The organism is Glutamicibacter sp. BW78, assembly GCF_002332245.1.
Lineage (GTDB): Bacteria > Actinomycetota > Actinomycetes > Actinomycetales > Micrococcaceae > Arthrobacter_H > Arthrobacter_H rhombi_A.
The window spans coordinates 197995-223852 of the sequence record NZ_NRGU01000038.1 but is presented as its reverse complement, the minus strand read 5'-3'; the positions used below and the strand labels follow the sequence as shown (position 1 = coordinate 223852).

Here is a 25858-nt window from a genome sequence, read left to right as displayed (position 1 = left end):
GCTTCGTCGCCCGCTCACATCTGCGACGGCCAGCCGGCCCACCCAGGCGCTGGTAACGTGATGAGCCGACCAGCGACGGAGGATCCATGCCGCAACACACCCCGGGCCGCACCATGCATATCGGCGAATTGGCCGAGCGGACCGGCCTGTCACTGCGCACGATCCGGCATTACGACGACGTGGGACTGCTTCCGGCGAGCGCCCGGACCGACGGTGGTTTCCGGGTCTTCACGGAGACCGACGTCGATCGCCTGACGCATATCAAGGCCATGAAACCGTTGGGGTTCAGTCTCGAGGAGATCACCGAGTTGCTCTCCATCGTCGAGGAGCCCGCTCCCGAAGCCGGGCGGTCAAACCGTGCCGGACACTTTCTGGACCGTGCCCGCCACGAACGCGAAAAGCTGGCGCGCTATCTGGCCCAGGCCGACGAGCTCATCACCGAACTCGAAGGCCTCGCCGGCGCATGAGCCCCGGTGGATCCCTGCGTCACCTCCGCACCGCCCAACCCTCACGTTAGGGTAGAGTTTACTGCGGCCCGTTTCACGGTTGGTCCCTCGAAACCAGCTCGAGGCACCGCCGGTGTTTTGCCCGGCCGCGCAGCGTCGCGCACCCCAGAATTCCTGCAGCCCCGCCTGCTGCACCCCCGCACTTTGCCCGCTGATGTTTGATTCGAACGGAGGCCCGCGTGGCCATCGACACCCCCAGCACGACGCTGACGCCCGAAGAGCGCCAGTCGGTCCTGCGCACCTTGAAGTCCCCGCGCCTGCTCAAGACCGAGATCCTGGCCGGGCTGGTCGTGGCCTTGGCGCTGATCCCCGAGGCCATCGCCTTCTCCATCATCGCCGGGGTCGATCCACGCGTCGGATTGTTCGCCGCTTTCACCATGGCCGTCACCATCGCCTTCGTGGGTGGGCGTCCGGCCATGATTTCCGGCGCCACCGGTGCCATCGCCCTGGTGATCGCCCCGCTGGTGGCCAGCCACGGGACCGACTACTTCATCGCCGCCGTCCTGCTGGCAGGACTCCTGCAAATCGTGTTGGCCGTCCTCGGGGTGGCGAAGCTGATGCGGTTCATCCCCCGCCAGGTGATGGTCGGCTTCGTCAACGCGCTGGCCATCCTGATCTTCTCGGCCCAGGTCCCCGAACTGCTCGGCGTTCCGTGGCTGGTCTACCCGCTGGTGGCCCTGGGCCTGCTCATCGTCTTCGGCCTGCCGAAACTGACCACCGCGGTCCCCGCCCCGCTGGTCGCCATCGTCGTGATCACCCTGATCACCGTGTTGACGTCCATGAACGTGCCCACCGTCGGTGGCAAGGGAGATCTTCCCGATTCCCTGCCGGGCCTGGTCTCCCCGAACGTCCCGCTGAGTTGGGAAACGCTACAGATCATCTTCCCGTTCTCCCTGGCGATGGCCTTCGTGGGTCTACTCGAATCGTTGATGACCGCCAAGCTCGTCGATGACGTCACCGATACCCGCTCGAGCAAGACGCGCGAGTCCTGGGGCCAGGGCGTGGCGAACATCGTCACCGGGCTCTTCGGCGGCATGGGCGGTTGCGCCATGATCGGCCAGACCATGATCAATGTGAAGGCCTCCGGCGCCCGGACGCGGATCTCCACGTTCCTGGCCGGTGCCCTGCTGCTGGTCCTGGTGGTCGCCCTGGGCGATATCGTGGCCCTGATCCCCATGGCTGCCCTGGTGGCCGTGATGATCTTCGTCTCCGTGGCGACCTTCGACTGGCATTCCATCAAACCCTCCACACTGCGGATGATGCCCAAGAGCGAAACCACCGTCATGGTCGTCACCGTGATCGGCACCGTGGCCACCAACAACCTCGCCATCGGCGTCGGCGTCGGCGTACTCACCGCCATGGTGCTCTTCGCCCGCCGGGTCGCACACTTCGTCACCGTCGATCGTGATCTCGAGGAACACGACGGCGAACAGCTCGCCACCTACCGGGTCCACGGCGAACTGTTCTTCGCTTCCTCCAACGACCTGTACACCCAGTTCGACTACGCCGGGGACCCCGAGCGCGTGGTGATCGACCTGCATGATTCCCACCTCTGGGATGCCTCGACCATCGCCGCGCTGGACTCCATCACCGAGAAATACGAGAAGTACGGCAAGGCGGTCTCCGTCCAGGGGCTGAACACCGCCAGCCTGGAAATGCGCCGGCGGATGGCGGGCAAGCTCGGCGGCTAGCCGACCTTCCTCCAAGTCCGGTGCATGAGCCGGGGGCTAGAGTCCATAGCAGGCGTGGACATGAGGTTCATGCGAACTGCTCGTCTCCGGAGGTCCCGATGCCCAGGACATCCACGGTTTTCACGAATGCCCAGGTCTTCGACGGGGTGGCCTTCCTTCCGGAGCCGGCAGACGTCGTCTTCGAGGACGGCCGCGTGGCAGCTGTCGGCCCCGGCGCCGGGGATGCGGCCCCACATGCCTCGGCCACCGTCATCGACTGCACGGGCAAGACGGTGCTGCCCGGGATGATCGACCTGCACATCCATGTCACCTCCTCGAACCCGGGTTCGTTGCACGCCGTTGCCGAGCCGTTCTCACTGCAGTTCTACGAGTCCGTGCACAACCTCGAGGCCACGTTGCGGGCGGGGATCACGTCGGCCCGCGATGCCGGTGGTGCCGACCTGGGCGCCCAGGTAGCCCAGGCTTCCGGGCTCATCCAGGGGCCCCGCCTGCGTCTGGCGATTTCGATCATGTCCCAGACCGGCGGACACGGAGATTTCTGGCTGCCTTCGGGGGTCTCGGCCCCCGCCCTCGGTCCACACCCCGGACGGCCCAGCGGGGTGGCCGACGGGGTCGAAGAAGTGCGCAAAACGGTGCGCACGATGCTGCGCGCCGGGGCCGACCAGATCAAGATCTGCTCCACCGGCGGGGTCCTCTCCCCCGCCGACGATCCCCGCCACTCACAGTTCAGCCCCGAAGAGATCCGGGTCGTCGTCGACGAAGCCGAAGCCCAGGGCAAGTACGTCATGTCCCATGCCCAGGGCACCGCTGGAATCCGCAATGCCCTCGATGCCGGCGTGCGGACCATCGAACACGGCATCTATCTCGACGACGAGACCATCCAGGTCTTCCTGGACCGGGGCGCCTACCTGGTGCCCACGCTGGCCGCCCCGGCAGCGGTCATCAGGAAGGCCGAGGCCGGAAACAGTGGCCTACCGCAAACCGTGATCGACAAGGCCTACCGGGTCCACGAAGACCACCGGGGCTCGGTCGCCCGGGCCATTGCGGCCGGAGTAAAGATCGGCATGGGCACCGATTCGGGGGTCGGTATCCATGGCGAGAACCTCGAAGAGCTGGCCCTGTTGGCCGACGCCGGGATGTCACTGCAACAGGTGTTGGCGTCGACGACCTCGGTGGCCGGGGAGCTGATCACCCCGGAGCACTCGGTGGGTCGGCTGGCCGAAGGTTATCTGGCCGATGCCGTGGTGCTCAACGGGAAGCTCGAATCCACCGGGCAGTTGGCGGACCTGCACTCCATGATCGAGCGGGTTTTCCAGGACGGTGTCGAGCAGTTCGGCCCCGAATCCCGGCCCCGGAACTGATGTCACTGCGGTGCAGCGCGTGGCATGCTGATCACATGAAACGTGCCGCGCCGATCCTCCGGCACAGCCACCACCGACAGCGCCGCGGACCGGTTCCCCGAGGACGTCTCCACGGTCACCGTTCAAGGCCGCGACCTAGAGAACGGTTACGGGGGCTCGACCCTGGAGGTCAGCCTCGGGAACTGAGGGGCGGGTGCGCTGGACCTTGCGTGCTGTCGCCAGTCTGGCCAGGACCAGGACGGTGGCGACGGTGACGGCCACCGAGAGGAGCAGGTCCACGATGCCGACATCATCGGCGTTGGCGTCGGCGACCCCGAAGGCGACGAAGGCGAAGATGCTGGCATTGGTGACGATATGCAGGGCGATCGCCGCCTCCAGTCCTCCGGTACGCCAGCTCAACCAGCCGGCGGCGATCGCGAAGACGGCGATGTCGAGCTGACCCAGCAGCTCGTAGTCGTGGCCGAGCACGAACAGCGGCACCGGCAGCAGGATCGCGAAGGCCGGATGCCGCAACCAGCCACCAAGGGTCTGCATCAGATAGCCGCGGAAGACGTACTCCTCGGCAGCTGCCTGAAACGGGACCACCAGCAAGGCGGCAGCCAAGACGGCCAGGGTCCTGCCGCCGTCGTACATGAATTCCCCGCCCTCTTCGGTGCCGGGCAGGAACTGTGCCACCAGTTGGGCGATGACGTTGATCCCCAGCGCGGCGCCCAGACACCAGAGCAGCCAGGTCCAGCGCAGTCGCCCGGTGACCGAGGAGAGCAGACCGACGGGCCGTGTGCCTACGATCAGCGTGGCCAGCCAGAGGGCCGGAATCATCAAGGCCAAGGAGACGAGCAGGGGGATCAGGACGAAGGGGTCGTTCATGTCCGGGACTCCGGAGCCCAGCAACACTCCGTCCATGATGCGTTCGAATCCGGGGCTCAGCAGCCCGACGATGACGACAGCCAAGAAGGCGGCGATCATGAAGCCCACATAGAGGCCGGCCCCGATCACCCCGACCAGCAGCGGCTTCCACCACCGGTATCCGGCCCCGTCGCGGGCCAACCGGTGATAGGCCAAGGGCGAGGCGTCGCCGGTCTCGATGGTCTGCGATGGCTGAGGTGTGTTGGTGCTCGTCATGAACCCATCCTTTCCCATACCCCGCCGTCACCGCATCGACCGTCGGAACGAAAAACATCGGGCCCAAAGGATGAGTGCCAAACCGACCGTGGGGAGGATGTCTGCGCAGTACCGGCTGGATAGGGTTGAGCCTATGACCACCGCCGAACTTCCTGCCCCACCCCAGTCCCGCCTCCGCCGGGCCTGGAGCGGTACCTGGCGTCTGGTGGTCGCCGTGCTGCTCGGGATCGTCGCCTTCGCCGTCGTCTATGCCCCGGTCTTCGAACTGGACCCCTCAGGGCCTGCCGGGGAAACCTTCGGTGTGCTGATCTTTGTGGACCTGGTCTTGGGGCTCCTCTGCTTCCTCCTGTATCCCTTCAGGCATCGGGCACCGCGCACCCTCACCATCCTGCTCGTGGTTTTCGCCTCGTTCTCCACCCTGGGCTCGGCCGCCGCGATGCTGGCTCTCGTCTCCTTGGCCACCCGACGCCGCTGGGCGGAAATCATCATCGTCTCGGTGCTGTTCATGGGCGCCTCGTTTCTCGTGGAAACCAGCATGCCCCTGCTGCCCGGGGAGGAACCCCTGGAGCCCTGGTGGCTTGTCGTCCTTTTCGTCGTCATCTTCACCGCCGTCCTGGTCCTGACCGGGATGTATATCGGTGGGCGCCGACAGTTACGGGCCGCTCTGGAGGCTGAGTTGGCCAGCAACCGGCGCAGCCAAGACGCCCAGTTGGAGCAGGCCCGCGCCAACGAACGCACCCGCATTGCTCGGGAAATGCACGACGTACTGGCCCACCGGCTCTCCCTGGTGGCCCTGCATGCCGGCGCTCTGGAATACCGTACGGACCTGCCGGCCGAACAAGTCAGCGAGGCCGCCGGGGTGATTCGCGCCAACGCCCATCTGGCCGTCAGCGAACTCCGCGAGGTCCTGGGTGTCCTGCGTGATCCGGCGACCGTCTCAAACGAACCAAACTCCACGACTCCCCCGCCCACGCTCGGACGCCTCGAGGCCCTGCTGGCCGAAAGCCGGGAGGCCGGAACCCCCACCGTCCTGGAGGGGAACCCGCCCGGAGCCACCGAACTGGAGGCACTGGATGAAACGAGCAGCCGGACCGTGTTCCGGGTCCTGCAGGAGGGGCTGACCAATGCCCGCAAGCACGCCCCAGCGCAGACCGTCTACGTGCGGTTGGCCGGTAACCCGGGTGGACGGCTCACGGTGTCGCTGCGCAATGGCCTCACCGACAGGACCCGTGCGCTAGTGCCAGACGTCAAAGCCACTGGCCCCAACGCTGCCCCGGCCTCGGGCATGGGACTGACCGGACTCTCGGAACGCGTCAGATTGGCCGGTGGATCGCTGAGCGCCGCGGACGACGGCGAGGGTCACTTCGTCGTGGAGGCTTGGGTCCCATGGAACCGGTAGATACGAGCATCAAGGTGGTGCTGGTCGATGACGAGAACCTGGTGCGGGCCGGGCTACGGCTGATCCTGAACGGGGATCCGCTGATCGAGATCGTCGGCGAAGCCGGCGATGGTGTTGCGGCATTGGACGTGATCCGCGATGCCCTGCCCGACGTCGTCCTCATGGATGTGCGCATGCCGACCATGGACGGGCTGGCGGCGACCCGGGAACTGCTCGCCCGGGACCCCGAGCTGAAGATCCTGGTGTTGACGACCTTCGACACCGACGACCTGGTGTTGCAGGCTCTGGAGCTCGGTGCCAGTGGCTTCCTCCTCAAGGACACCCCGCCGGCCCGCCTGGTCGAAGCGGTGCATCACGTTGCCGGCGGCGGGTCCATGCTCTCCCCCGCGGCCATCGGACATCTGGTCACCGCGGCCACCGCCCACCGGGGCCAGGCACAAGCCGATACCGAAGCCACCCGCAAGATGGCCCTGCTCACCGAGCGTGAACGAGGCATCGCGACGGCTGTGGCCCGGGGGCTCTCCAATGCCGAGATCGCCGAGCAACTCCACATCAGCATCACCACGGTGAAAACCCATGTGGGGCGGGTGCTGGATAAGCTCGGCGCCGAGAACCGGGTGCAGATCGCCCTGCTGGTTCACGACGCCGGCCGGGGCCTCAGCTCCTAGCTTCGCCCGCAGTGACGGTGCGGGCTACCGCTCAGCCGGAACACACACCGGTGGATGCCAGTTCCAGTTCCACCGCATCGGCGGCGCACCGGTCCCCGGATAGCGCGGCGGCCACGGAGCGGACCTGTTCGTAGCCGGTGGCCAGCAGGAACGTGGGCGCCCGGCCGTAGCTCTTGGCCCCGACCAGGTAGAACCCGGATTCGGGGTGGGCCAGCACGGACTCCCCGTGGGCCGGGACGGTGCCACAGCTGTGGAACTCGGGATCAATCAGCGAACCCAGTGCCCGGGGTGCCTCGACCGCTGGATCCAGGTCCAGGCGCAGTTCGGCCAGCGGCCGCAGATCGGGCCGGAAGCCGGTGGCCGGAACCAGCGCGTCGACGGTGAGTTCCCGTTCGTCTGCTGTCAGGACGCTCAACCGTTCCCCGGAAACCAGCCGGGTGATCGAGAAGTTCTCTTCGATGGTGACGTCGCCGGATTCGACCAGTCGGCGCAGGCTGGCCCCGAGTTGTCCGCGGGCCGGGAGCTGGTCTGCGGCTCCGCCGCCGTAGAGCCTGACCGGGTCGGCGGTGCCGCGCAGGCCCCACAGGATGCGGGTTTCGGGGTGGCGTTGGCGCAGCCGACCCAGGCTGATCAGGGTGTTTGCTGCCGAATGTCCGGCACCGAGGACCATGACGGTTTTGCCCGCCAGCCGGTCTTGGTCCTCGCCGAGTGGGTCAGGTAGTGGGGAGGTGATGAACCCGCACCTGCGGGCTTCGGCCTCGCCGAGGGCTTCGAGGCCCGAACGTCCCACGGGGTTCGGGGTCCCCCAGGTTCCTGAGGCGTCCAGGACGGCCCGGCCCAGGATCTCGGCCTCCCCGCCGGGTGTGGCGACCCGGATCAGGAACGCGGTGTCTTCGCGGCCTGCGGTCCGGGTGCGGTCGAGACCTTTTCCGTCGTCGTGGACGCGGGAGACGTGGGTGACGCGGTGGTTATACCGGATGCGGGGCGCCAGTTCGGGGTGTTCGGCCAGTGGCACCAGGTACTCGGAGACGAGTTCGGCACCGGTGGGCAGGTGGGCTTCGCGAGGTGTGTGCCAGTCGGCGGCGTAGCCGGGGGCCGGGGTTTCCAGGAGCCGGCGTGCGGCCGGGTCAATGTTGTAGCGCCAGGTGGAGAACAGTTTGATATGCCCCCAGTTGCTGATGGCCGCTCCCGGGGTGGCGCCGGCTTCGAGGACCAGTACTTCCTGGTCTCGTTCGCGCAGCTGGGCGGCGGCGGCCAGGCCGATGGGGCCTGCGCCGATGATGATCACCGGCAGGGTGTTGTCACGATCCATGCTGTGTTCCTCCTGTTTGCTGTTGCGTGGTTTCCACCGATTCGGCCCCCGGCAGCAGCTCGGCGATCAACGTCTGGACCCGGGTGTGGATGTCATCGCGGATGGGCCGCACGGCGCCCACTCCTTGTCCTGCAGGGTCGGCGAGCTGCCAATCCTCGTAGCGTTTGCCGGGGAAGATGGGGCAGGCGTCGCCGCAGCCCATCGTGATGACGACGTCGGATTTCTGAACTGTCTCAGTCGTCAGGACCTTGGGCTGTTGGGTGGAGATGTCGATGCCGATTTCGGCCATCGCCGTCACCGCTGCCGGGTTGACGCCCTCGGCGGGTTGGGAGCCTGCCGAGCGGACCTCGATGCGGCCTGCGGTCAGCTGCTGCAGGAAGCCGGCGGCCATCTGGGAGCGTCCGGCGTTGTGGACGCAGACGAACAGGACGGAGGGGGTGTGAGTCTGGCTCATGCGCTGACCTTTCGTGGGGTACCGGTGGTGAAGAATTTGCGCGACCAGAGCGCCACATAGACCAGCCCCACCAGAACCGGCACCTCGATCAGGGGCCCGACGACTCCTGCCAGTGCTTGACCGCTGGTGACCCCGAAGGTGGCGATGGCGACCGCGATGGCCAGTTCGAAGTTGTTTCCCGACGCGGTGAAGGCCAGCGTGGTGGTGCGTTCGTACCCCATGCCCAGACCACGCCCGATGAGCATCCCGGCGCCGAAGACGACGGTGAAGTAGATGAACAGCGGGATCGCGATGCGGACGACGTCCAGGGGTTGGCCGATGATCGTATCCCCCTGGAGGGCGAAGAGCACGACGATGGTGAACAACAGGCCGTAGAGGGCGAAGGGGCCGATCTTGGGCAGGAAGGTGCCCTCATACCAGTCGCGGCCCTTGGCTCGTTCACCGAAGGTCCGGGTCAGGAATCCTGCCACCAGCGGGATGCCCAGGAACACCAGGACGGAGAGGGTGATCGTCCAGACGGAGAAGCCCGCGCTGGTGGTCGGCAGGCCGAGCCAGCCGGGTAGGACCTGGAGGTAGAACCAGCCCAGGGCGCCGAAGGCGACAACCTGGAACACCGAGTTGATGGCCACCAGGACGGCGGCGGCTTCACCGTCTCCGCAGGCCAGGTCGTTCCAGATCAGGACCATGGCAATGCAGCGGGCCAATCCCACAATGATCAGCCCGGTGCGGTATTCGGGCAGATCGGGCAGGAAGATCCAGGCCAGGGCGAACATGAAGGCCGGGGCCAACAGCCAGTTCATGACCAGGGAGGTGACCATCAACTTCCTGTCGCCGATGACCCTCCCGGTTTCGTTATAGCGGACCTTGGCCAGGACCGGATACATCATCACCAACAGTCCGATGGCGATGGGCAGGGAGACCCCGGCGACCTGCAGGGAATCCAGCGCTTCCCCCAATCCGGGGATCACCCGTCCCAGTCCGAGCCCGACGGCCATGGCCGCGAGGATCCAGACGGCGAGGTACCGGTCCAGGGTGGAGAGCTTCTTCGTGACGTGTCCGGTGTCGGCGGGCACGGCGGTGCTGTTCATGGTGTGGGGCTCCCAGGGTATATATCGACGAACATCGATGTGTCGAGTATGGTGGTCGATATCGACAGATGTCAATCTCCCGATCGGGAGCGCCAGAAAGCAGGGCAGCTCATGTCCACGTCAGCCACCGGCCAGGTCCCAAGGGGCGCCGGCCCGGCATCCACTGCCACGAAACCGGCACCGGGGTGCGCATCCTCCCCCGCCCGTATTCCACTGGAGATCGAGGAAGCCGAAGCGCTGTCCGCCTCGTTCAAGGCGCTCGCCGATCCGAGCCGGCTACGGATCCTGTCCATCGTGGCTGCCGACACCAACGCCGAGACCTGTGTCTGCGATCTGTCCGAGCCGCTGCAGTTGGGCCAACCCACGGTCTCCCACCATCTGAAGATCCTGGTCGACGCCGGCTTCCTCCACCGTGAGAAGCGCGGGGTCTGGGCCTACTACTCCCTGGTCCCCGGGGCCTTGGATCACGTGGCGGAGACCTTGGCCGCGGGGCTCTAACCGCTTCATTCGTTTTCACGCATCCGCGTAGGCTCAGCACATGATGACTCCCCGGCTGCAGTCCCTCATCGAAACCTTCGATGCCATCCCCCACCCCGACTGGGTCACCATCGTCCTGACTTCCTGCCTGAAGCGGTTGGGTTCCGGCGGCCCGACCGCGTGGGAATGCGTCGAGGTGTTCGACGCTTGGGTGGACAAGGGCGCGATGTTCATCGTCTACACCTCCCCCTGGGGACCCACTGTCGGGCTAATGCGCGGTGCAGAGGATCCGGACTGTGAGGATCCCGTCGAGCAGGGTCAAAACATTGCAGATTTCGACGTCGCCGAGCCGTTGGGGACCTACATCGACCGTTTGACTTTCGACGCGAATGGACTGGGCTGGTGGGGCGATCCGCTGGTGGGAACCGTATTGGAAAATGGGAGCGCCTTTTTCTAACGGCGTTTAGGTCTTCTTCACCAGAGCCTTCTGCAGCACTTCGGCGAGGTGGAGGCCATCGACTCCTGTGCCTTCGGTGATCTGCGTGCGGCAGGAGAACCCATCGGCCAACACCAGGTCCCCTGCTTCCCGGGCTCGAATTGCTGGGAAGAGTTCGCGTTCGCCCAGGGTCTTGGACAATTCCGCATGCCCCGGCTCGAAGCCCCAGTTGCCCGCTAGGCCGCAACAGCCGGTTTTGATCTCTTCTTCACGCACGCCCACACTCCGCAGCACCGTTGCCGCGGGACCATGGTCACCCTGCGAGCGTTCATGGCAATGCACTTGGCTGACCGCCGTGGCGTCCAATTCCTCGAAGGGCCACTCAGTGCCGGACTCTCCGTTGGCCGGGACCCGGTGTTCGATGAGCTCGCCCAAGGACACGACGGACTTCGCCATCAGGGCCGCCCGGGGATCATCCGGCAGCATCTCCGGCAGATCGTGTGCCAGCAGGACGGTGCAGGAAGGTTCCAAACCCACCACCGGATATCCAGCGCGAAGATAGGGCTCCATCACATCCAAGGTTCGGGTCAGCACCTTCTGTGCCATATCGAGTTGTCCGGTTGAATGCCAGGTCAGCCCGCAACAGACGAATCCCTGGGGCATGACCACGGTGTAGCCCAAGGCTTCGAGCACCTCGACGGCGGCCAGCCCCGGCCCCGTGTCCAAATGATTGGTGAACGAATCGGGCCACAGCACCACAGTGCCTGCATCGCGGGTCCCCACTCCGGCACGGGGGCCATTGGATGGCTGACGACGGGCGAACCACGATTGGAGACTAGACGGCGCGAAGGAAATCATGGCTCGGCTGGGTTCGATGCCCCCAAGTTTCTTGACCAGCTTCTCCACTGTGCCGATCCCCAGCAGGCGGTTGGTCACCGAGGCCATCCCGGGGATCCGGTGCAGCACATGGGTCAGCAGCGGCAGCCAGCCCATGCTGTAGTGGGCCATCGGCCGGATGCGCCGCTGGTAGAACTTATGCAGGAATTCCGACTTATAGGTCGCCATATCCACGTTGACCGGGCATTCACTGGCACAGGCCTTGCAGGACAGGCAGAGATCCAAGGCATCCTTCACCTCGGTGGAACGGTAGGCCTGGGGCAGGGATTCGCCCCGGAACATTTCAGAGAGCACCCGGGCGCGGCCGCGGGTCGAGTCGACTTCGTCTCCCGTGGCTTGAAAGGAGGGGCACATGGCCCCTTCGTCGGATCGGCAGGCACCGACCCCGACGCAGCGGTTCACCGCGTTCACCAGTGAGCCGCCGTCACGGCTCAGGGCTTGGACGGGAAGCAGCTCGAAACTGCGTTGGCCGGGACCGGGGCGGACCCGATCGTCAACGACCTCGGGGTCAACCAAGACCCCGGGGTTGAAGATCCGTCCCGGGTCCAGGATGTTCTTGAAGGTGCGGAAGGCCTCCAGGGCTTCGCGGCTATAGATCCGGCGCAGCAGTTCGGAGCGAGCCCGGCCGTCACCATGCTCCCCTGACACCGAACCGCCATAACGGGCAATCGTGTCGGCGGCTTCCTCCATGAAGGAACGAAAGTCGGCGACCCCCTCATCGGTTCCTAGCGTGAAGGAGAGCCGGATGTGGACGCAGCCCTCACCAAAGTGTCCGAAAGGGATTCCGCGCAGCCCGTGCCGGTCCATCAAGGCGTACAGATCACGCAGGTAATGGGCCAAATGCTTCGGTGGCACCGCCGAGTCCTCCCAGGAGGGCCAAGCCTCCCCACCGTCGGGCAGGCGGGTCACGATGCCGGCGGCGGCCTCACGGATGCGCCAGAGCGCCCGGGCCTCCGCATGCTCGGTGACCACAATCGATGACGTGGCCGTAGTGACCGAAGCAACGAAGTCTTCGGCATTTCCCCTGGCCTGCTCGACCGTATCGCCGACGGCCTCACAGAACAGCCAGCCTCCGGCGTCCTGCCCGCCGGCCGGATCATTGACCCCGGGCAGCTCCGAGCCCGCCAAGTCCTGGCCGGGGCGTGAACGCAAGGCTTCGAGCAGGTCGTAGCCCATGCCTTCGGCGGTCGTCATCCCGGTACCGCGGACCACGGCCGCGGCCTCGGCGGCATCGAAGACGGTCTCGAAGGCCAGCACGGCCAGCGCGCTGGCCAGTGGACGCTTGACCAGCTTCACGGTCATCTCGGTGATGATCCCGCAGGTCCCCTCGCTGCCGGCCAGGGCCTTGGCGGCGTCGAAGCCGTTCTCGGCCAGCAGGTAGTGGAGCCCGTAGCCGGAGACCTGGCGCGGGAACTGCCCCAGCTCGGTCCGCAGGGTCTTCAGGTTCCCATCCCGCAGCGCCAGCAACTTGGCGTTGATTTCGGGATCGTCGGTACCGTCGGGTCCAAAGACGACTTCCCGGCCGTCGGCGAGCATCAAGGTCACCGATTCAAGGTTCTCCGCCGCGGTCCCCCACTCCAGTGAATGTGAACCGCAGGCATTATTGGCCACCATTCCCCCAATGGTGCAGCGGCTATGCGTGGAGGGATCCGGGCCGTAGGTCAGCCCGAATTCCCCGGCTGCATCGCGGAGCTGGTCGCAGATCACCCCTGGCTGGACCCTAGCCGTTCGCGCCTGGGGGTCAATGGAAAGAATCTGGTTGAAGTAGCGGGAGGTGTCGAGTACCAGCCCTTCCCCGATGCCGTTGCCGGCCACCGAGGTTCCTCCACCACGCATGGTGATCGACCAGTTCTTTTCGCCGGCCAGGGCGACGGCACCGCGGAGATCTTCAACGCTGCGCACTTCCAGTACTGCCGCGGGAAGGCGCCGATAGATCGAGGCGTCCGAAACGTAGGCGGCCCGGGTGGTCATGTCCGTGCGTAGTAGTTCATGGATCGTTCCCGGGGGCACCGCCTTGAAGGGGTTTGGCGCTAGTTGTTCCACTGCTGCTCCTCACGATCACGACTTGAATTAGAGTAACATGTTACTTATGAGCATCCAGTCTTCGGCCCCCGGCACCACGAGCAACAGCCCGGGAGCCGGGAACGCCCCTCCCGTCACGAGGTCGTTGACCGAGCAGGTCATGGACTTCGTGCGCACTGCCACAGCCTCGGGGGATCTGCGTCCCGGCGAGCTCTACAGCGTCTACCAACTGGCTGAACGTCTGGGTTTCTCACGATCCCCGGTCCGTGACGGCCTCCTGCGGCTCGAAGAAGCCGGTTTGGTGGAGTTCGCCCGCAATCGCGGCTTCCGCATCATCCCCACCACCCCGCAGGACGTGGCCGAGATCTTTTCGATTCGCCTGGCTTTGGAAGTCCCCGCAGCGCGTCGGGCCGCGATGGCCTGCAGCGATGAACTCGCTACCGCCCTGAAGGCACTGGAGGCCAGCATGGCCCGTGCTGCGCGGGCGGGCGATGACGAGTCCTTCTTCGCCGATGACCAGTACTTGCATGACCTGCTCCTCGAAGCGGCCGGAAGCCATCGCGCCCGGGAGGTGGTCAACCGCTTGCGGGTATCAACCCGGCTGCTGGGGGTCTCCACCGCCGGCAGACAGCGGACCTACGAGGACATCCTGAACGAGCATGCGCCCATCGTGGCAGCAGTCAGCGCCAACGATCCACAGTGCGCTGGGCAGCTGATGAGCGAACACCTGGCCACCACAGGACGGCTACTTCTGGCCCAGGCTGCTGCTCGGCAGGACCTCGATATCGACGCCGCCCGCCTCTGGGATGAACTGACCCGGGGCTACTAGCCAGCAGCTCCGGGCCAAGCATTTTTGTACACTCGGGGCATGACACAGACTTCACCAACGGAAGATGCCGCCGGCATGGAGGATTTCACGGGCCAACGGTGGATCGTCACCGGGGCCGCCGGAAGGATCGGCCGCCCCCTCCGTCGGGCCTTGGCCGAGCTGGGAGTCAACCTGGTCTCGGTCGATGTGGCCGACACCGAGCCGGTGGGGCCCACGGACACCGTGGTGCGGGGCGATGTCGAGGATCTCAAGACACTCGAGCAGACCTTTGCGTCAGCGGATGGGGTGATCCACCTCGGCGGCATTTCGGACGAAGCGGACTTCCATGACCTCGCACAGGTCAACATCGTCGGGACCTACCATGTGCTCGAAGCCGCCCGCCGGGCCGGTGTGCGCCGGGTCGTCTTCGCCAGCAGCAACCGACTGACCGGCTTCTACGACGTGGATACCGAGCTGACGGTCGACATGCCTGCTAGGCCGGATGGTTTTTACGGGGTCTCCAAGGCCGCCGGCGAAGCGTTGTGCCAGCTCTACTCCGATAAATTCGGCCTGAGCACCATCGCCTTGCGCATCGGAACCTACCTCTCCGAACCCGCATCACCGCGGCATATGCGCACCATGCTCAGTCCCGGGGATGCGGTGCGCGCCTTCACGGCGGCCATGCGCACACCGCAGCACCACGGCGTCTTCTATGCGGTCTCCAAGAATTCGGAACTCTGGTGGAACCTTGACGCCGGCAAGACCCTGGGTTTCGTTCCCGTCGATGATGCGGCAGAGCATGGTGTCCTCGAGGCCATCGACCCCGGGACCCCTCAAGGCGGTAGCTTCGCCTCCGCCGAGTATTCGCTGGACAGGATGAGATCCGAGGGCGTCGGCGACTGAGGCCTCGGCGGCAGCTCCCTCTAGCGTGGAGCCTCATCCGGCTGCCGGGTTTCCATGAGGCTGCCGTTCAGGATGGTCTCCAGGGTTTCAACCACCCGGCGGACCGAGCGGCGCTGCATATGGCTGGCTTTGGCCAGGGTCACCAGCGACCTACTCGATCCCGAAGCCAGAGCCAGCGTCTGCAGGCGCAGTGGGTGGACAATCTGCATCAACGGCGTGGTGATCGACATCCCCACCCCGGCCTCCACCAGCGCGAGTACGAGGGCGGTATCGGTGATGCTGTGCACATCATCCAGCTGGGCGCCCTGACTCAGGCACGCCTGCCGGGCAGCACTGCCAAATGCCGTTTCAGCCGGAGGCAGGATCCACGTTCGTTCTCGGGTCAAGTCCATTCCCGGGTGGAGCCCGGCATGGTCATTGCCGGCCAAAAGCATCGGTTCGGTATGCAGGACCACTCGCTCCAGATCTCTGCCAACCATGTCCGGTAGCTGGGAGTACTCGACGGTCAAGGCAACATCCACCGCGCCCGATCTGACGTATTCAGCGTCGCGTTCGACATCGATTTCATGAAAGATCACCTCCAGATCCGGATCGGTGACGCGCAGCGCATCAATCAGCGGCTTGCAGGCGATGGCGCCGACCGTGGCGAAGATCCCCAAGGTGACCACCGATTCGCTGCCTTTCGAATCATCATCCACGCTGCGCACCGCATCCTGCTCTGCCGTCAGGAGCGGGCCCACATGTTTGAGCAGTTTGATCCCGGCATCGGAGAGCGTCACGCCCCGCCCGTCCTTGATGAACAGGGCGGAACCGACTTCCTGCTGCAGGGCCTTCATCTGCTGGGAAACGGCCCCGATCGTATATCCGGCATCGTCCGCGGCCGCCGTCATACTGCCGGTGCGGGCGACGGCTGCGAATAACTTGAGTTGGTGGAGCGTCCAGTTCATGCCTCGACCCTACCTATAGTTTCACTAAAGCAATTGCTCAAAAAACAATAGCTTGTGTAATAACCGCTCTCGGGGGATGGTGATTCCAGAAGAAAACATGACGTGGGTCACTCCCACGGTTCACATAGGAAGGAGGGGACATGGCCAGTTTGCTCACCGACCTCACCCCAGAGCATTCGACAGATCTACCGGAATCCGCCGACGTCGTGGTGATTGGCGGCGGCGTCATCGGCATGAGCGTCGCCTACCACCTCGTTGAAGCCGGAGTTCAAAATGTCGTTCTCCTCGAGCGCGGCGCCTTGGGGGCCGGTTCTTCTGCCAAGCCCCTCGGCGGGGTGCGAGGTACGTTCTCCGACCCGAACAACATCCGCTTGGGTCGCCACAGCCTGGCCAAGTTCCGCGACTTCGAGTCCACCCACGGCATCGACATCTCCTTCCGCGAGGTCGGTTACCTTTTCCTGTGCCGGACCCCCGAAGAACTTGCGGCCTGCGAAGCCAGCGTGGAGCTACAGAACAGCCTCGGCGGCAACAGCCGCATGGTCAGCCCGCACGAAGCCCAACGCATCAATCCATACATCGCCCCCGGGGCCTTGCTCGGCGCCCAGTTCTCCCCCGAGGACGGGCTCGCCTGCCCCCGCAGCGTGGTCGACGGCTACGCATCGCTCTCCAAGGAACTCGGGCTCGTCATCGCTGACCGGACGCAGGTCACCGGCATCGAGGCGTCCAATGGTTCCGTCGAATCCGTGCAGACCTCGCGCGGGACCATCCGAACCACCTCGGTGATCTGCTGCGCCGGGGCATGGTCCGCCTCCATCGGGAACATGGTCGGCGTCGACCTGCCGGTGGTGCCGGTCAAGCGCCAGATCGGCATCACCCGGCCCGACGGCGGCCCCACTCCCCCGGTGATTCCCTTCACGCTCGATCTGGGCACCACCATGTACTTCCATAACTACGATGACCAGTTGCTGCTCGGCATCTCGAACCCCGGACAGGAAAAGGGCTTCGACCGTGATTTCAGTTTCGACTGGGTCCCGGACTTCAACGCTTCGGCCGAGATCTGCGCACCGGCGCTGAGCGATCGCGAACTGGAGCACGGCTGGGCCGGCCTCTATGAGAACACCCCCGACAGGAATGCCCTGATCGGGGCCTCCGAAGACGTGCGCGGGTTCTCCTACGCCACCGGTTTCTCCGGCCACGGCTTCCTTCAGGCCCCTGGCGTCGGGGAGATCATGGCCGATCTGCATCTGGGCCGCGAATCATTCATGGACGCCTCCGGGTTCTCCGCGGAACGCTTCAGCTGCCAGAACGTCCCGCAGCTGAACGAAGTCCACATCATCTGACCAGCCCCCACCCCGACCACCACACCTCGGAAAGGAAGAACACGTGCCGTTTCTGCACACTTGGCAACTACGAGCCGAATTCGCCCTGCGCCTGTCACAGATGTATGGCGAAGAGGTTCCGGCATACAACACACTGGTTGAGGTCTCCAGCCACGTGAACCAAGACTTCATGGATCGCCACGGATCCGACGCCGAACGGCTGGGCACCTTGGAGCGGGTCACCGCCGAACGCCACGGCGCCATCCGCGTCGGCTCACCTCAAGAGCTGGCGTCAGTCGCCCGCGTCTTCGCAGCCTTCGGCATGCATCCGGTCGGCTTCTATGACCTCCGCGATGCCTCGTCGTCCTCGGTCCCGGTCATCGCCACCGCGTTCCGGCCCGTCGATGAGGACGAGCTGGCCAAGAACCCCTTCCGGGTTTTCACCTCGCTGCTGGCTACCGAAGACCCCCGCTTCTTCAACGAAGAACTCCAACGCGAGCTGCGGGAGTTCATCGACTCTCGCAGCCTGTTCCCTGATGGCCTGCTGGAACTGGCCGACCGTGCCACCGTCGGCCAGGGTCTGGACAGCGATGAGGCCGAACGGCTGCTCCACCTGGCCACCAGCGTCTTCCAACTCTCCAGCGAACCGGTCGATGATGCCTGGTACCGCAAGCTCGAGGCCATTTCTGCGGTCGCTGCGGATATCGGCGGAGTGTCAAGCACCCATATCAACCACCTCACCCCCCGCGTGCTGGACATCGACGATCTCTATCAGCGCATGGAGGACCGCGGAATCAAGATGATCGACGCCATCCAGGGCCCGCCGCGCTGGAACGGCCCGGATGTGCTGTTGCGCCAGACCTCGTTCCGCGCCCTGGACGAGGAACGAACCTTCCGTTTCGCCGACGGGAGCGAAGGACAGGGAAAGCTGCGTGTCCGCTTCGGCGAAGTCGAGCAACGAGGAGTCGCCCTGACCCGGAAGGGACGCGACCTCTACGAGGAGATGAACGCCGAAATCGACCGCCGAATGACCTCCGGGGACAGTCGCTCCCGGGTATCCGAAACGGTGTGGCAGGAAATGCTGCCGGGCACGGATGCCGAATTGGCAGCACAGGATCTGGCCTTCTACACCTACTCATCCAGCGCGTCGCAGGGCGAGGTTCCGGACGGCGCCAGCCTCGCCGAGCTGGTCACTGCGGGAACCGTGGAGCTCAATCCCATCGTCTACGAGGACTTCCTTCCCCGTTCGGCAGCTGGGATCTTCCAGTCCAACCTGCGCGAGGCCGGCCAACGTGACGATGCCCAGGAGGGAACCCTCTACGACATGGACCGACTTTCAGAAATCATCGGTCTTCCCATCAAGGATCCGGTGGACCTGTACCGGGCCCAACAGGACGCCTCGCTTTCCGAACTTGAAAAACAACTCGGTGTCACCCTTCGGCAATAGCCCGGAGAACACGAAACACACGTAACCCACGCAGAAAGAACCAGGAGTCACACCATGCAGACCACCGAAACCCGCCAGGACAACCTCCTCCAGTCAGTCGAATCCGCTTTGACCGCCTGCGGCGTCACCGTCACCGAGGGTGAGGGCATCGGCGCCCGTTCCCCGCTGACCGGCCAGACGCTGAAGAACCTGAAGAAGAGCACGGAAGCCGATCTCGAATCCATGATCGGCCAGGCCCAGGAGGCCTTCACACAGTGGCGCGATACTCCGGCGCCGGTCCGCGGCGCCCTCGTCAAACGCTGGGGCGAGCTGCTCACCGAACACAAGGAAGACCTCGGTGTCCTCGTCACCGCCGAGGCCGGCAAGATCACCTCTGAGGCCAATGGCGAAGTTCAGGAGATGATCGATATTTGCGAACTCGCCGTCGGGCTCTCCCGTCAGCTCTTCGGCAAGACGATGCCCTCCGAGCGCAAGGGCCACCGGCTAATGGAGACCTGGCACCCGCTCGGTGTCGTGGGCATCATCACCGCCTTCAACTTCCCCGTCGCCCCCTACGCCTGGAACACCGCCGTCGCCCTGGTGTGCGGCAACTCGATCGTCTGGAAGCCCTCCGAGATGACGACGCTCTCGGCACTGGCCACAGATGCCCTGCTCGCACGGGCCGTGAAGGAAACCGGGGCACCTGCCGGTCTGCACCACGTGCTGCTCGCCGACCGTGAACTGGGATCCAAAATGGTCTCAGACTCCCGCTTCCCCCTGATTTCGGCCACGGGGTCGACCCGCATGGGACGGACGATTGCTCCCCGGATCGCCGAGCGCTTTGGCAGCAGCATCCTGGAACTCGGCGGCAATAACGCGGCCATCGTGGCGCCATCGGCCGATCTCGATCTCGCCCTGCGCGGTGTGGCCTTCGCCGCCGTGGGCACCGCCGGCCAGCGCTGCACCAGCATGCGCCGTCTGATCGCGCACGAGTCGGTCGCCGACCAGCTCGTCGATAGCCTCGCCAAGGCCTACCCGACCCTGCAGATCGGCAGCCCCATGGAACCCGACACTCTCGTCGGCCCCCTGGTCAATCAGGGTGCCTACGAGAACATGCAACAGGCCATCAAGAACGCCCTGGCCGAAGGCGGCGAACTGGTCTGCGGTGGGGATCGCGTGCTCGCCGACGAGTACCCGGATGCGTTCTACGTGGAACCGGCCATCATCCGCATGCCCTCACAGACCGCCACAGTGAAAGAGGAAACCTTCGCCCCGATCCTTTACGTGATGACCTACACGGATCTGGACGATGCCATCGAGATGCACAACGCGGTCCCGCAGGGCCTGTCCTCGGCGATCTTCACTCAGGACCAGGGTGAGGCCGAGCGCTTCATCAGCTCCGCCGGCTCCGATTGCGGTATCGCCAACGTCAATATCGGCACCTCGGGCGCGGAAATCGGTGGTGCCTTCGGCGGCGAGAAGGAGACCGGTGGTGGCCGTGAATCCGGTTCCGACGCGTGGCGCGGGTACATGCGCCGGGCGACCAACACGGTGAACTACTCCGGTGAACTGCCCCTGGCCCAGGGGGTCGAGTTCCTCTAGAACCACCGAACACCCTACAGGCACGGCCCACGTCCGGGCCGTGCCGGCCACGGCCACACCGGCGAACTTCAGCACACCGCAGACCAAGGAGTAGCAACGACATGTTTGACCTGATCGATGACTGGGGCCCCGAGAAAGTCGTGCTCGTCAGCGACACCAAAACCGGGATGCAAGGCGTTCTGGTCATCGACAACTCGGCCCGGGGCATGGGCAAGGGCGGCACCCGCATGCAGCCGAACGTCAGTGTCCAGGAAGTCGCCCGACTGGCCCGGACCATGACGTGGAAATGGGCTGCCGCCGACCTCTTCTACGGTGGGGCCAAAGCCGGAATCAAATTCGATCCCACCTCCGCGGACAAGGAAGCTGTACTGCGTTCCTTCGTCAAGGCGCTGCGCAACGAGGTCCCCCGCGAATACGTCTTCGGGCTCGACATGGGGTTGACGGAAAACGACGCCGCCATCATCAACGACGAGCTCGGCGATCGGGGTGCCGCCGTCGGCACCCCTGCCGAACTGGGCGGGGTCGCCTACGACCGGCTCGGAGTCACCGGCTTCGGGGTGGCAGAGGCCGCCGACCAGGCAGCAACCGACGTGGCACTTCCGGGCAAACGGGTCGTCATCCAAGGCTTCGGGGCAGTGGGCCACGCTGCAGCCAAGCGCTTCGACGAACTGGGGTACACCGTCGTCGGACTCTCCACCGCCGTCGGTTCCATCCACGCCCCGGACGGACTCGACATCGACCGGCTGCTGGCCCAACGCGCCGAACTGGGAGACCAGTTGGTCGATGAGTATCTTCCCCAGCGCATCGCCCCGGGCTCGGAGCTCTTCCTGGACTGCGACATCCTGGTCCCCGCCGCCCTGCAGGACGTGCTCACCAAAGACAACGCCGGTGATGTCCGGGCCCGGCTGGTGACCGAGGGGGCGAACCTGCCGTCCAGCGACGGGGCGCGGGCACGCCTCCGGGCCCAGGGAACCGCAGTGGTCCCGGACTTCATCGCCAACGCCGGAGGCATCGTCGCCGCCGCCTACGCGATGGAAGGGCGCTACTCTGCCTTCCGCCCGGATACCGCCCCGATCATGGCCACGGTCTCCGAGAAAATCCGTAGTAATACCTCCACGGTGTTGGGGCAGGCCCGCCTGCGCGACACCACCACCCATGAAGCAGCCTTCGCCATGGCCAGAGACCGGGTCCGCGCGGCCATGGATCTGCGCGGCGCCCGGCTCGGCGGTGCGCAGCCTCGAGAAAGGGTGAACATCAAGCTCTAGAGGGCAGAACTGCTCGGGGCGCGATCAGGTGCGGCCACCGGGGTACAGACCAGACCTAGTCAAAGGATCCACGCAATGAACCTCCCCCTGAATGCCGTCCCGGTGGCGGCCAGCATCGATGAAACGCTCGAGAACGCCATCGGGCCGGCCGTCGAATGGCTGGAGAACATCGTCTTCGCCTCTTTCCCGTTCTTCGGCACCGAGCTTCCCTTTTTGATCATCTGGCTGTTAGCCGGCGGCATCTTCCTGACCGTGCTCCTGAAATTCCAGCCGATTATCGGAATGCGCCATATGATCCAGATCGCGCGTGGACGCTTCAACCGCTTCAGCGATCCGGGCGAGACCACTAGTTTCCAAGCCCTGGCTACCGAGCTCTCCGGGACGGTCGGGCTCGGCAACATCGCCGGTGTGGCCGTGGCGATCACCATTGGCGGTCCCGGCGCAACCCTGTGGATCATCATTGCCGGTTTCCTCGGGATGAGTCTGAAGATGGCAGAGGCCACCTTGGGCGTCATGTTCCGCCGGATGAATAAGGACGGCACGGTCTCCGGCGGTCCCATGTATTATCTCGAAACCGGACTCGCCCACATCGGCAAACCCAAGACCGGTCGGGTGCTGGCCATGTTGTATGCGCTGCTCATGATCTTCGGTGCCATGGGTGCCGGCAACATCTTCCAAGCCAACCAGGTCACCGCCCAGCTGACCGCCGCCACCGGTGGAGAATCCAGTTTCCTGGACGGCCGGGGTTGGATCGTCGGTGTTGTTCTGGCCGTCGTCGCCGCCGCCGTGATCTTCGGCGGAATCCGCAGCATTGCGCGCTGGACGAGTAAGCTCACGCCCATCATGGCCGTCGTCTACGGCCTGTCGGTGATCGTGATCCTGATTGCGAACATCAGCGAGCTGCCCCATGCCATCGTGCTCATCTTCGAGGGCGCCTTCACGGGTAACGGTGTGGCCGGCGGTGCCGTCGGCGTGGCCATCGTCGGTATCCAGCGCGCGTTGTTTTCCAACGCGGCAGGTGTTGGCTCGGCGGGTATCGCCCACTCCACGGTCAAGACCAAGCGTCCGGCTCAGGAAGGCTACGTCGCCTCCGTGGAACCCTTCATCGACTCGGTCATCATCTGCACCATGACGGCCCTGGCCATCATCGTCACCGGCCAGTACGCGGAAACCTCCGCAGACGGCGTGGGACTCACCTCGGTGGCGTTCGGCACCGTTGCTGCCTTCTTCCCGTACATCCTCACCCTGTGCGTCCTGCTCTTCGCGTTCTCCACACTGCTGAGCTACTCCTACTACGGCAAGAAGGCGGCCGGTTACGTCTTCGGCAACAGCAAACGTGTGGAGCGCATCTACGACGGTGCATGGATCGTCATGATCGTCGTCGGATCGTCGGTGTCGCTGGATACCGTCGTCGCCTTCTCGGATGCCACCTTCTTCCTGCTGACGGTGCCCAATATCCTGGGCATCTACTTGCTCTCCGGTGTCCTGCGCCGCGAGATCCTTGGACACCGGGCGGATCTCGACGCTGGCCGGATCCCCGAGGTGGCCGAGCATGAGCGAAGCACCGTGGCCAACATCGACCAGAAAGCATAGTCCTCGGACGCGTTGCAGAAGGAGAACACCCATGACTGGTAGTGACGGACTCGACCTCGCCCAGGACTTCCTGCCCACGGCAACACCGGATCTCTTCGGCCCCGAACGGTGCCGGGAACTGGTGAACACCCGGCAGGCTGTTGACGCCATGAAGGAGACGCTGCTGGCCGGTTTCGACCCGGAACACGATGCTCCGCGGACGCGGGTGGCCACGGATACCGGGGAGATGCTGCAGATGCCCTCGACCTTCGGGGACTACGTGGGGACCAAGATCCTGACGTTGACGCCGGGGAACGTGGTCGAAGAGCTGCCGATGATCCAGGGGGTCTACGTCCTCTTTGCCGGAAGACAACAGAATCCGGTGGCCGTCCTTGACGGTGCCACGCTGACGAATATCCGCACCCCCGCGGTCTCGGCCTTCGGCGCACTACATCTGGTCACCAAGACAGGTCCGCTGACGTTGACGATCGTGGGCACTGGGGTCCAGGCCTGGGAGCATGTGCTGGCCTTGACCTCGGTGCTGGACATCGGCGAGATCCACATCGTCGGCCGGGACCCGGGCAACGTCAAGGAGCTTGTCGAGCAGGGGTGCAGCCGGGGTTTCAGCGTCCAGGCCAGCGACGCAGCCGACGCGCTGCCGGTCTCGGATGTGGTGGTCTCCTGCACCAGCGCCAAGGAACCGCCGTTCGACGGCGCGTTGGTGGCTGACCACGCCGTGGTCGTCGCGGTGGGGTCCCACTCCCCCGAACGCAGGGAGCTCGACGACGGCCTGTTGGCCCGGTCCGGCATTGCCGTCGAGTCACTGGATAGTTCGACCCGGGAGGCCGGGGAGATCATCCAAGGCCTCGACAGTGGGGCCATCTCCGACCGGTCAAGCTTGGTCACCATGCGCCAGCTGGCCGAAGGGCACACGCTGCCCGAAGGCCAACCGAAAATCTTCAAGACCACGGGCATGCCCTGGCAGGACCTGGCCGTGGCCTCGGCGATCTATGAGGGGGCAGCAGCCAAAGTGAAACTGTCGTCCACCCAGAGAACTGACAGGACATGAGATTCCCCTGACCAGAGTGTTCGTCGACGACCAAGCGAAGGCTGAGCGGTTCTCAACCGAGGTGCTCGGCTTCGTGAAGAAGAACGACCTAGCGGTGGGTACCGAAGGCGCGGAGCTGCGTCTGGAGCCCAGCGGTCATCCCGCCGCCAAACCATTCAAGGAGGCCTTGGTCGCCGACGGGATCCCGTTCACCCAGTTCGCCGTCGCGGATGTCCAAGCCGAATACGAGCGCCTCCGCTCCCTCGGGGTGCGCTTCACCCAGGACCAATGACCATGGGGCCGGTGACTACCGCGGTGTTGGACGACACCTGCGGGAACCTCATCCAGATCGCCACGCTGCCTGAGTAACCCCGCAGGTACAGCACGTGGCATAAAGGACGACGGCGATGTCTGTCTAACGCCGACGTCTTGCGAACTCGTCCCCATTTTTTCCAGCCCATTCTGCTTCGTAGCGGCTGCTGCGAGCTACTCCAGCGATATAACAAGAGCATCGAGTTTCATGCAGCGCGGTCTTGGTCGGGTTCTTCACGTATGGGAACCTCAACGTTCTCCAGAATCTTTCCCCCGCGAAGCCAGCCACACCACGGATTCTCGGATAGATTGTCCCTGTGGCTGTCACGTATACTAGGGATATCGTTCCCTGAGTCTGGCGGCGGCCAAATGGGGAGGAAAACATGCCCGCGGATTGGTACAGCCCAGTTCTCGTCTTCCTGGGAACCGCTGCTTGGCCAGCGGCATTCCTACTCGCCATGTGGCTTTTCCGCAGCCCCATCGGACGATTCATCGACGAAATCACCCAGCTCGAGATCATGGGGAATAAGGCAACAAGATCTGGCAACCAACTTTCAGAATCGCTTCGGCAGGATGCTCTCGAGGGCCTCGGAGGAGTCGAGGGCTCGGCTGATCCGGGCAATACCCCCAAGGACGATGTCGCCGGCGCTGCGGTCGCCCAAACTCAATATCCGAGCTTCACGCAACGAAAAGCTCGGCAGAACGCAGCGCAAAGCGAAGCTGATGAGAAATCCGAACAGCAGCTGCTGCAATTTCTCGGTGACCAGATCTACCAGAAACTGCTCAACACGAAACGGCAAGATAATACAAGATCTCCAGCGGTCAGCGCGGAACTCGTCCGGACGGCCTACAGCGATCTGCGCCTCGGTGTGCGCTATTTGGGACAGCATCGGTTGGGTGCCGACAAGATCAGTGGAAGCAGTTGGCCGCTTGCTTCCGCCGACGAGATCCTGAAGCGCTTAAAAGCGCCGCAAGAACAGATCGATCTGACCCGCCAAATCCGCCGGTTAGAAGGCCAAGTAAAAAGCAAAGCCGTTCGCGTCGACGGTCGTGGAGCTGGCGACTTTGTTCAGACCGCCATAGACATCCACATCGCCATCTACGAATGGGCCGGCATCGAAGTTCAAGCTACCCGCCGCCGCCCGTCATGATCACCAGTACAGAGTGCATCAAACGTCACGTCATTCTTCTCAGCGCACGAGTGATTACTGCTCCGCTTCTCG

22 protein-coding genes and 1 pseudogene are annotated in these 25858 nt (G+C 64.8%); 17 read left to right on the top strand and 6 right to left on the bottom strand.

From position 1 onward, the window contains the following. Positions 1-86 precede the first annotated feature (86 nt). From CIK75_RS11315 to CIK75_RS11305, 3 genes are all read left to right on the top strand, one after another. Positions 87-467 (top strand): MerR family transcriptional regulator, encoded by a 381-nt coding sequence (locus tag CIK75_RS11315; RefSeq protein WP_096224295.1) that lies wholly within the window; start codon positions 87-89, stop codon positions 465-467. A gap of 218 nt (positions 468-685) precedes the next feature. Continuing rightward, on the top strand, positions 686-2197 hold the full coding sequence (locus tag CIK75_RS11310; protein ID WP_096224294.1) for a SulP family inorganic anion transporter: 1512 nt from the start codon (positions 686-688) through the stop codon (positions 2195-2197). A 98-nt stretch (positions 2198-2295) separates the two neighbouring features. Further along, positions 2296-3558, top strand: a complete 1263-nt coding sequence (locus CIK75_RS11305) for an amidohydrolase family protein (RefSeq protein ID WP_096224293.1) — start codon at positions 2296-2298, stop codon at positions 3556-3558. 135 nt (positions 3559-3693) lie between these two features. On the opposite strand, the gene CIK75_RS11300 is transcribed toward CIK75_RS11305, so the two are convergent. Next, positions 3694-4680 (bottom strand): type II CAAX endopeptidase family protein, encoded by a 987-nt coding sequence (locus CIK75_RS11300; protein ID WP_158225950.1) that lies wholly within the window; start codon positions 4678-4680, stop codon positions 3694-3696. Between the two features lie 133 nt (positions 4681-4813). On the opposite strand from CIK75_RS11300, the gene CIK75_RS11295 reads away from it, so the two are divergent. Further along, positions 4814-6079, top strand: coding sequence for a histidine kinase (locus CIK75_RS11295; protein WP_096224291.1), 1266 nt, complete (start codon positions 4814-4816; stop codon positions 6077-6079). After that, a complete protein-coding gene (locus CIK75_RS11290) occupies positions 6067-6747 on the top strand; it encodes a response regulator transcription factor (protein WP_096224290.1) in 681 nt (226 codons plus the stop codon). The genes CIK75_RS11295 and CIK75_RS11290 overlap by 13 nt, the downstream gene beginning before the upstream one ends. A 31-nt stretch (positions 6748-6778) precedes the next feature. Here CIK75_RS11290 and CIK75_RS11285 read toward each other — a convergent pair whose 3' ends face one another. The 3 genes from CIK75_RS11285 to arsB are packed head-to-tail and all read right to left on the bottom strand — an operon-like array spanning position 6779 to position 9601. Continuing rightward, the gene (locus tag CIK75_RS11285; protein ID WP_096224289.1) at positions 6779-8059 is read right to left on the bottom strand and encodes an FAD-dependent oxidoreductase; all 1281 of its coding nucleotides are present in this window, start codon (positions 8057-8059) and stop codon (positions 6779-6781) included. After that, a complete protein-coding gene (locus tag CIK75_RS11280) occupies positions 8049-8513 on the bottom strand; it encodes an arsenate reductase ArsC (protein ID WP_096224288.1) in 465 nt (154 codons plus the stop codon). The genes CIK75_RS11285 and CIK75_RS11280 overlap by 11 nt, the downstream gene beginning before the upstream one ends. Next, positions 8510-9601 carry an ACR3 family arsenite efflux transporter gene (arsB, locus tag CIK75_RS11275; RefSeq protein WP_086995640.1) on the bottom strand — a complete coding sequence of 364 codons (1092 nt, stop codon included), beginning with the start codon at positions 9599-9601 and terminating at the stop codon, positions 8510-8512. The genes CIK75_RS11280 and arsB overlap by 4 nt, the downstream gene beginning before the upstream one ends. Before the next feature lie 111 nt (positions 9602-9712). Between arsB and CIK75_RS11270 the strand changes: the two genes are divergently transcribed. Together CIK75_RS11270 and CIK75_RS11265 are read left to right on the top strand one after the other, a co-directional pair. Then, the gene (locus tag CIK75_RS11270; protein ID WP_096224287.1) at positions 9713-10099 is read left to right on the top strand and encodes a metalloregulator ArsR/SmtB family transcription factor; all 387 of its coding nucleotides are present in this window, start codon (positions 9713-9715) and stop codon (positions 10097-10099) included. Between the two features lie 40 nt (positions 10100-10139). Next, positions 10140-10535: a hypothetical protein gene (locus CIK75_RS11265; protein WP_086995646.1), complete on the top strand. Its 396-nt coding sequence runs from the start codon at positions 10140-10142 to the stop codon at positions 10533-10535. A gap of 6 nt (positions 10536-10541) precedes the next feature. On the opposite strand, the gene CIK75_RS11260 is transcribed toward CIK75_RS11265, so the two are convergent. After that, complete coding sequence (locus CIK75_RS11260) at positions 10542-13382, bottom strand: FAD-binding and (Fe-S)-binding domain-containing protein (RefSeq protein ID WP_096224429.1); 2841 nt, start codon at positions 13380-13382, stop codon at positions 10542-10544. Between the two features lie 118 nt (positions 13383-13500). On the opposite strand from CIK75_RS11260, the gene CIK75_RS11255 reads away from it, so the two are divergent. Further along, entirely contained in the window at positions 13501-14262 is a 762-nt protein-coding gene (locus CIK75_RS11255; RefSeq protein WP_096224286.1) for a GntR family transcriptional regulator, read from the top strand. A 39-nt stretch (positions 14263-14301) separates the two neighbouring features. Continuing rightward, positions 14302-15144 carry an NAD(P)-dependent oxidoreductase gene (locus CIK75_RS11250; protein ID WP_198962438.1) on the top strand — a complete coding sequence of 281 codons (843 nt, stop codon included), beginning with the start codon at positions 14302-14304 and terminating at the stop codon, positions 15142-15144. Between the two features lie 20 nt (positions 15145-15164). Here CIK75_RS11250 and CIK75_RS11245 read toward each other — a convergent pair whose 3' ends face one another. After that, positions 15165-16091, bottom strand: coding sequence for a LysR family transcriptional regulator (locus CIK75_RS11245; protein ID WP_086995656.1), 927 nt, complete (start codon positions 16089-16091; stop codon positions 15165-15167). Positions 16092-16231: 140 nt separating this feature from the next. On the opposite strand from CIK75_RS11245, the gene CIK75_RS11240 reads away from it, so the two are divergent. The 8 genes and pseudogenes from CIK75_RS11240 to CIK75_RS11205 all read left to right on the top strand — a co-directional run bounded on the left by CIK75_RS11240 (position 16232) and on the right by CIK75_RS11205 (position 25786). Continuing rightward, positions 16232-17431, top strand: coding sequence for an FAD-binding oxidoreductase (locus tag CIK75_RS11240; RefSeq protein WP_086995658.1), 1200 nt, complete (start codon positions 16232-16234; stop codon positions 17429-17431). A 43-nt stretch (positions 17432-17474) separates the two neighbouring features. Then, positions 17475-18857, top strand: coding sequence for a VOC family protein (locus CIK75_RS11235; RefSeq protein WP_086995661.1), 1383 nt, complete (start codon positions 17475-17477; stop codon positions 18855-18857). Between the two features lie 54 nt (positions 18858-18911). Beyond that, complete coding sequence (locus CIK75_RS11230) at positions 18912-20438, top strand: aldehyde dehydrogenase family protein (RefSeq protein WP_086995664.1); 1527 nt, start codon at positions 18912-18914, stop codon at positions 20436-20438. A gap of 101 nt (positions 20439-20539) precedes the next feature. Then, positions 20540-21703 (top strand): Glu/Leu/Phe/Val dehydrogenase dimerization domain-containing protein, encoded by a 1164-nt coding sequence (locus tag CIK75_RS11225; protein WP_096224284.1) that lies wholly within the window; start codon positions 20540-20542, stop codon positions 21701-21703. A gap of 75 nt (positions 21704-21778) precedes the next feature. Further along, positions 21779-23296, top strand: coding sequence for an alanine/glycine:cation symporter family protein (locus tag CIK75_RS11220; RefSeq protein WP_096224283.1), 1518 nt, complete (start codon positions 21779-21781; stop codon positions 23294-23296). 31 nt (positions 23297-23327) lie between these two features. Further along, positions 23328-24344, top strand: a complete 1017-nt coding sequence (locus tag CIK75_RS11215) for an ornithine cyclodeaminase family protein (RefSeq protein WP_158225949.1) — start codon at positions 23328-23330, stop codon at positions 24342-24344. Between the two features lies 1 nt (position 24345). Continuing rightward, positions 24346-24692: pseudogene (locus tag CIK75_RS11210) on the top strand (VOC family protein). 326 nt (positions 24693-25018) lie between these two features. Next, the gene (locus CIK75_RS11205) at positions 25019-25786 is read left to right on the top strand and encodes a hypothetical protein (protein ID WP_096224281.1); all 768 of its coding nucleotides are present in this window, start codon (positions 25019-25021) and stop codon (positions 25784-25786) included. Positions 25787-25858: the final 72 nt, after the last annotated feature.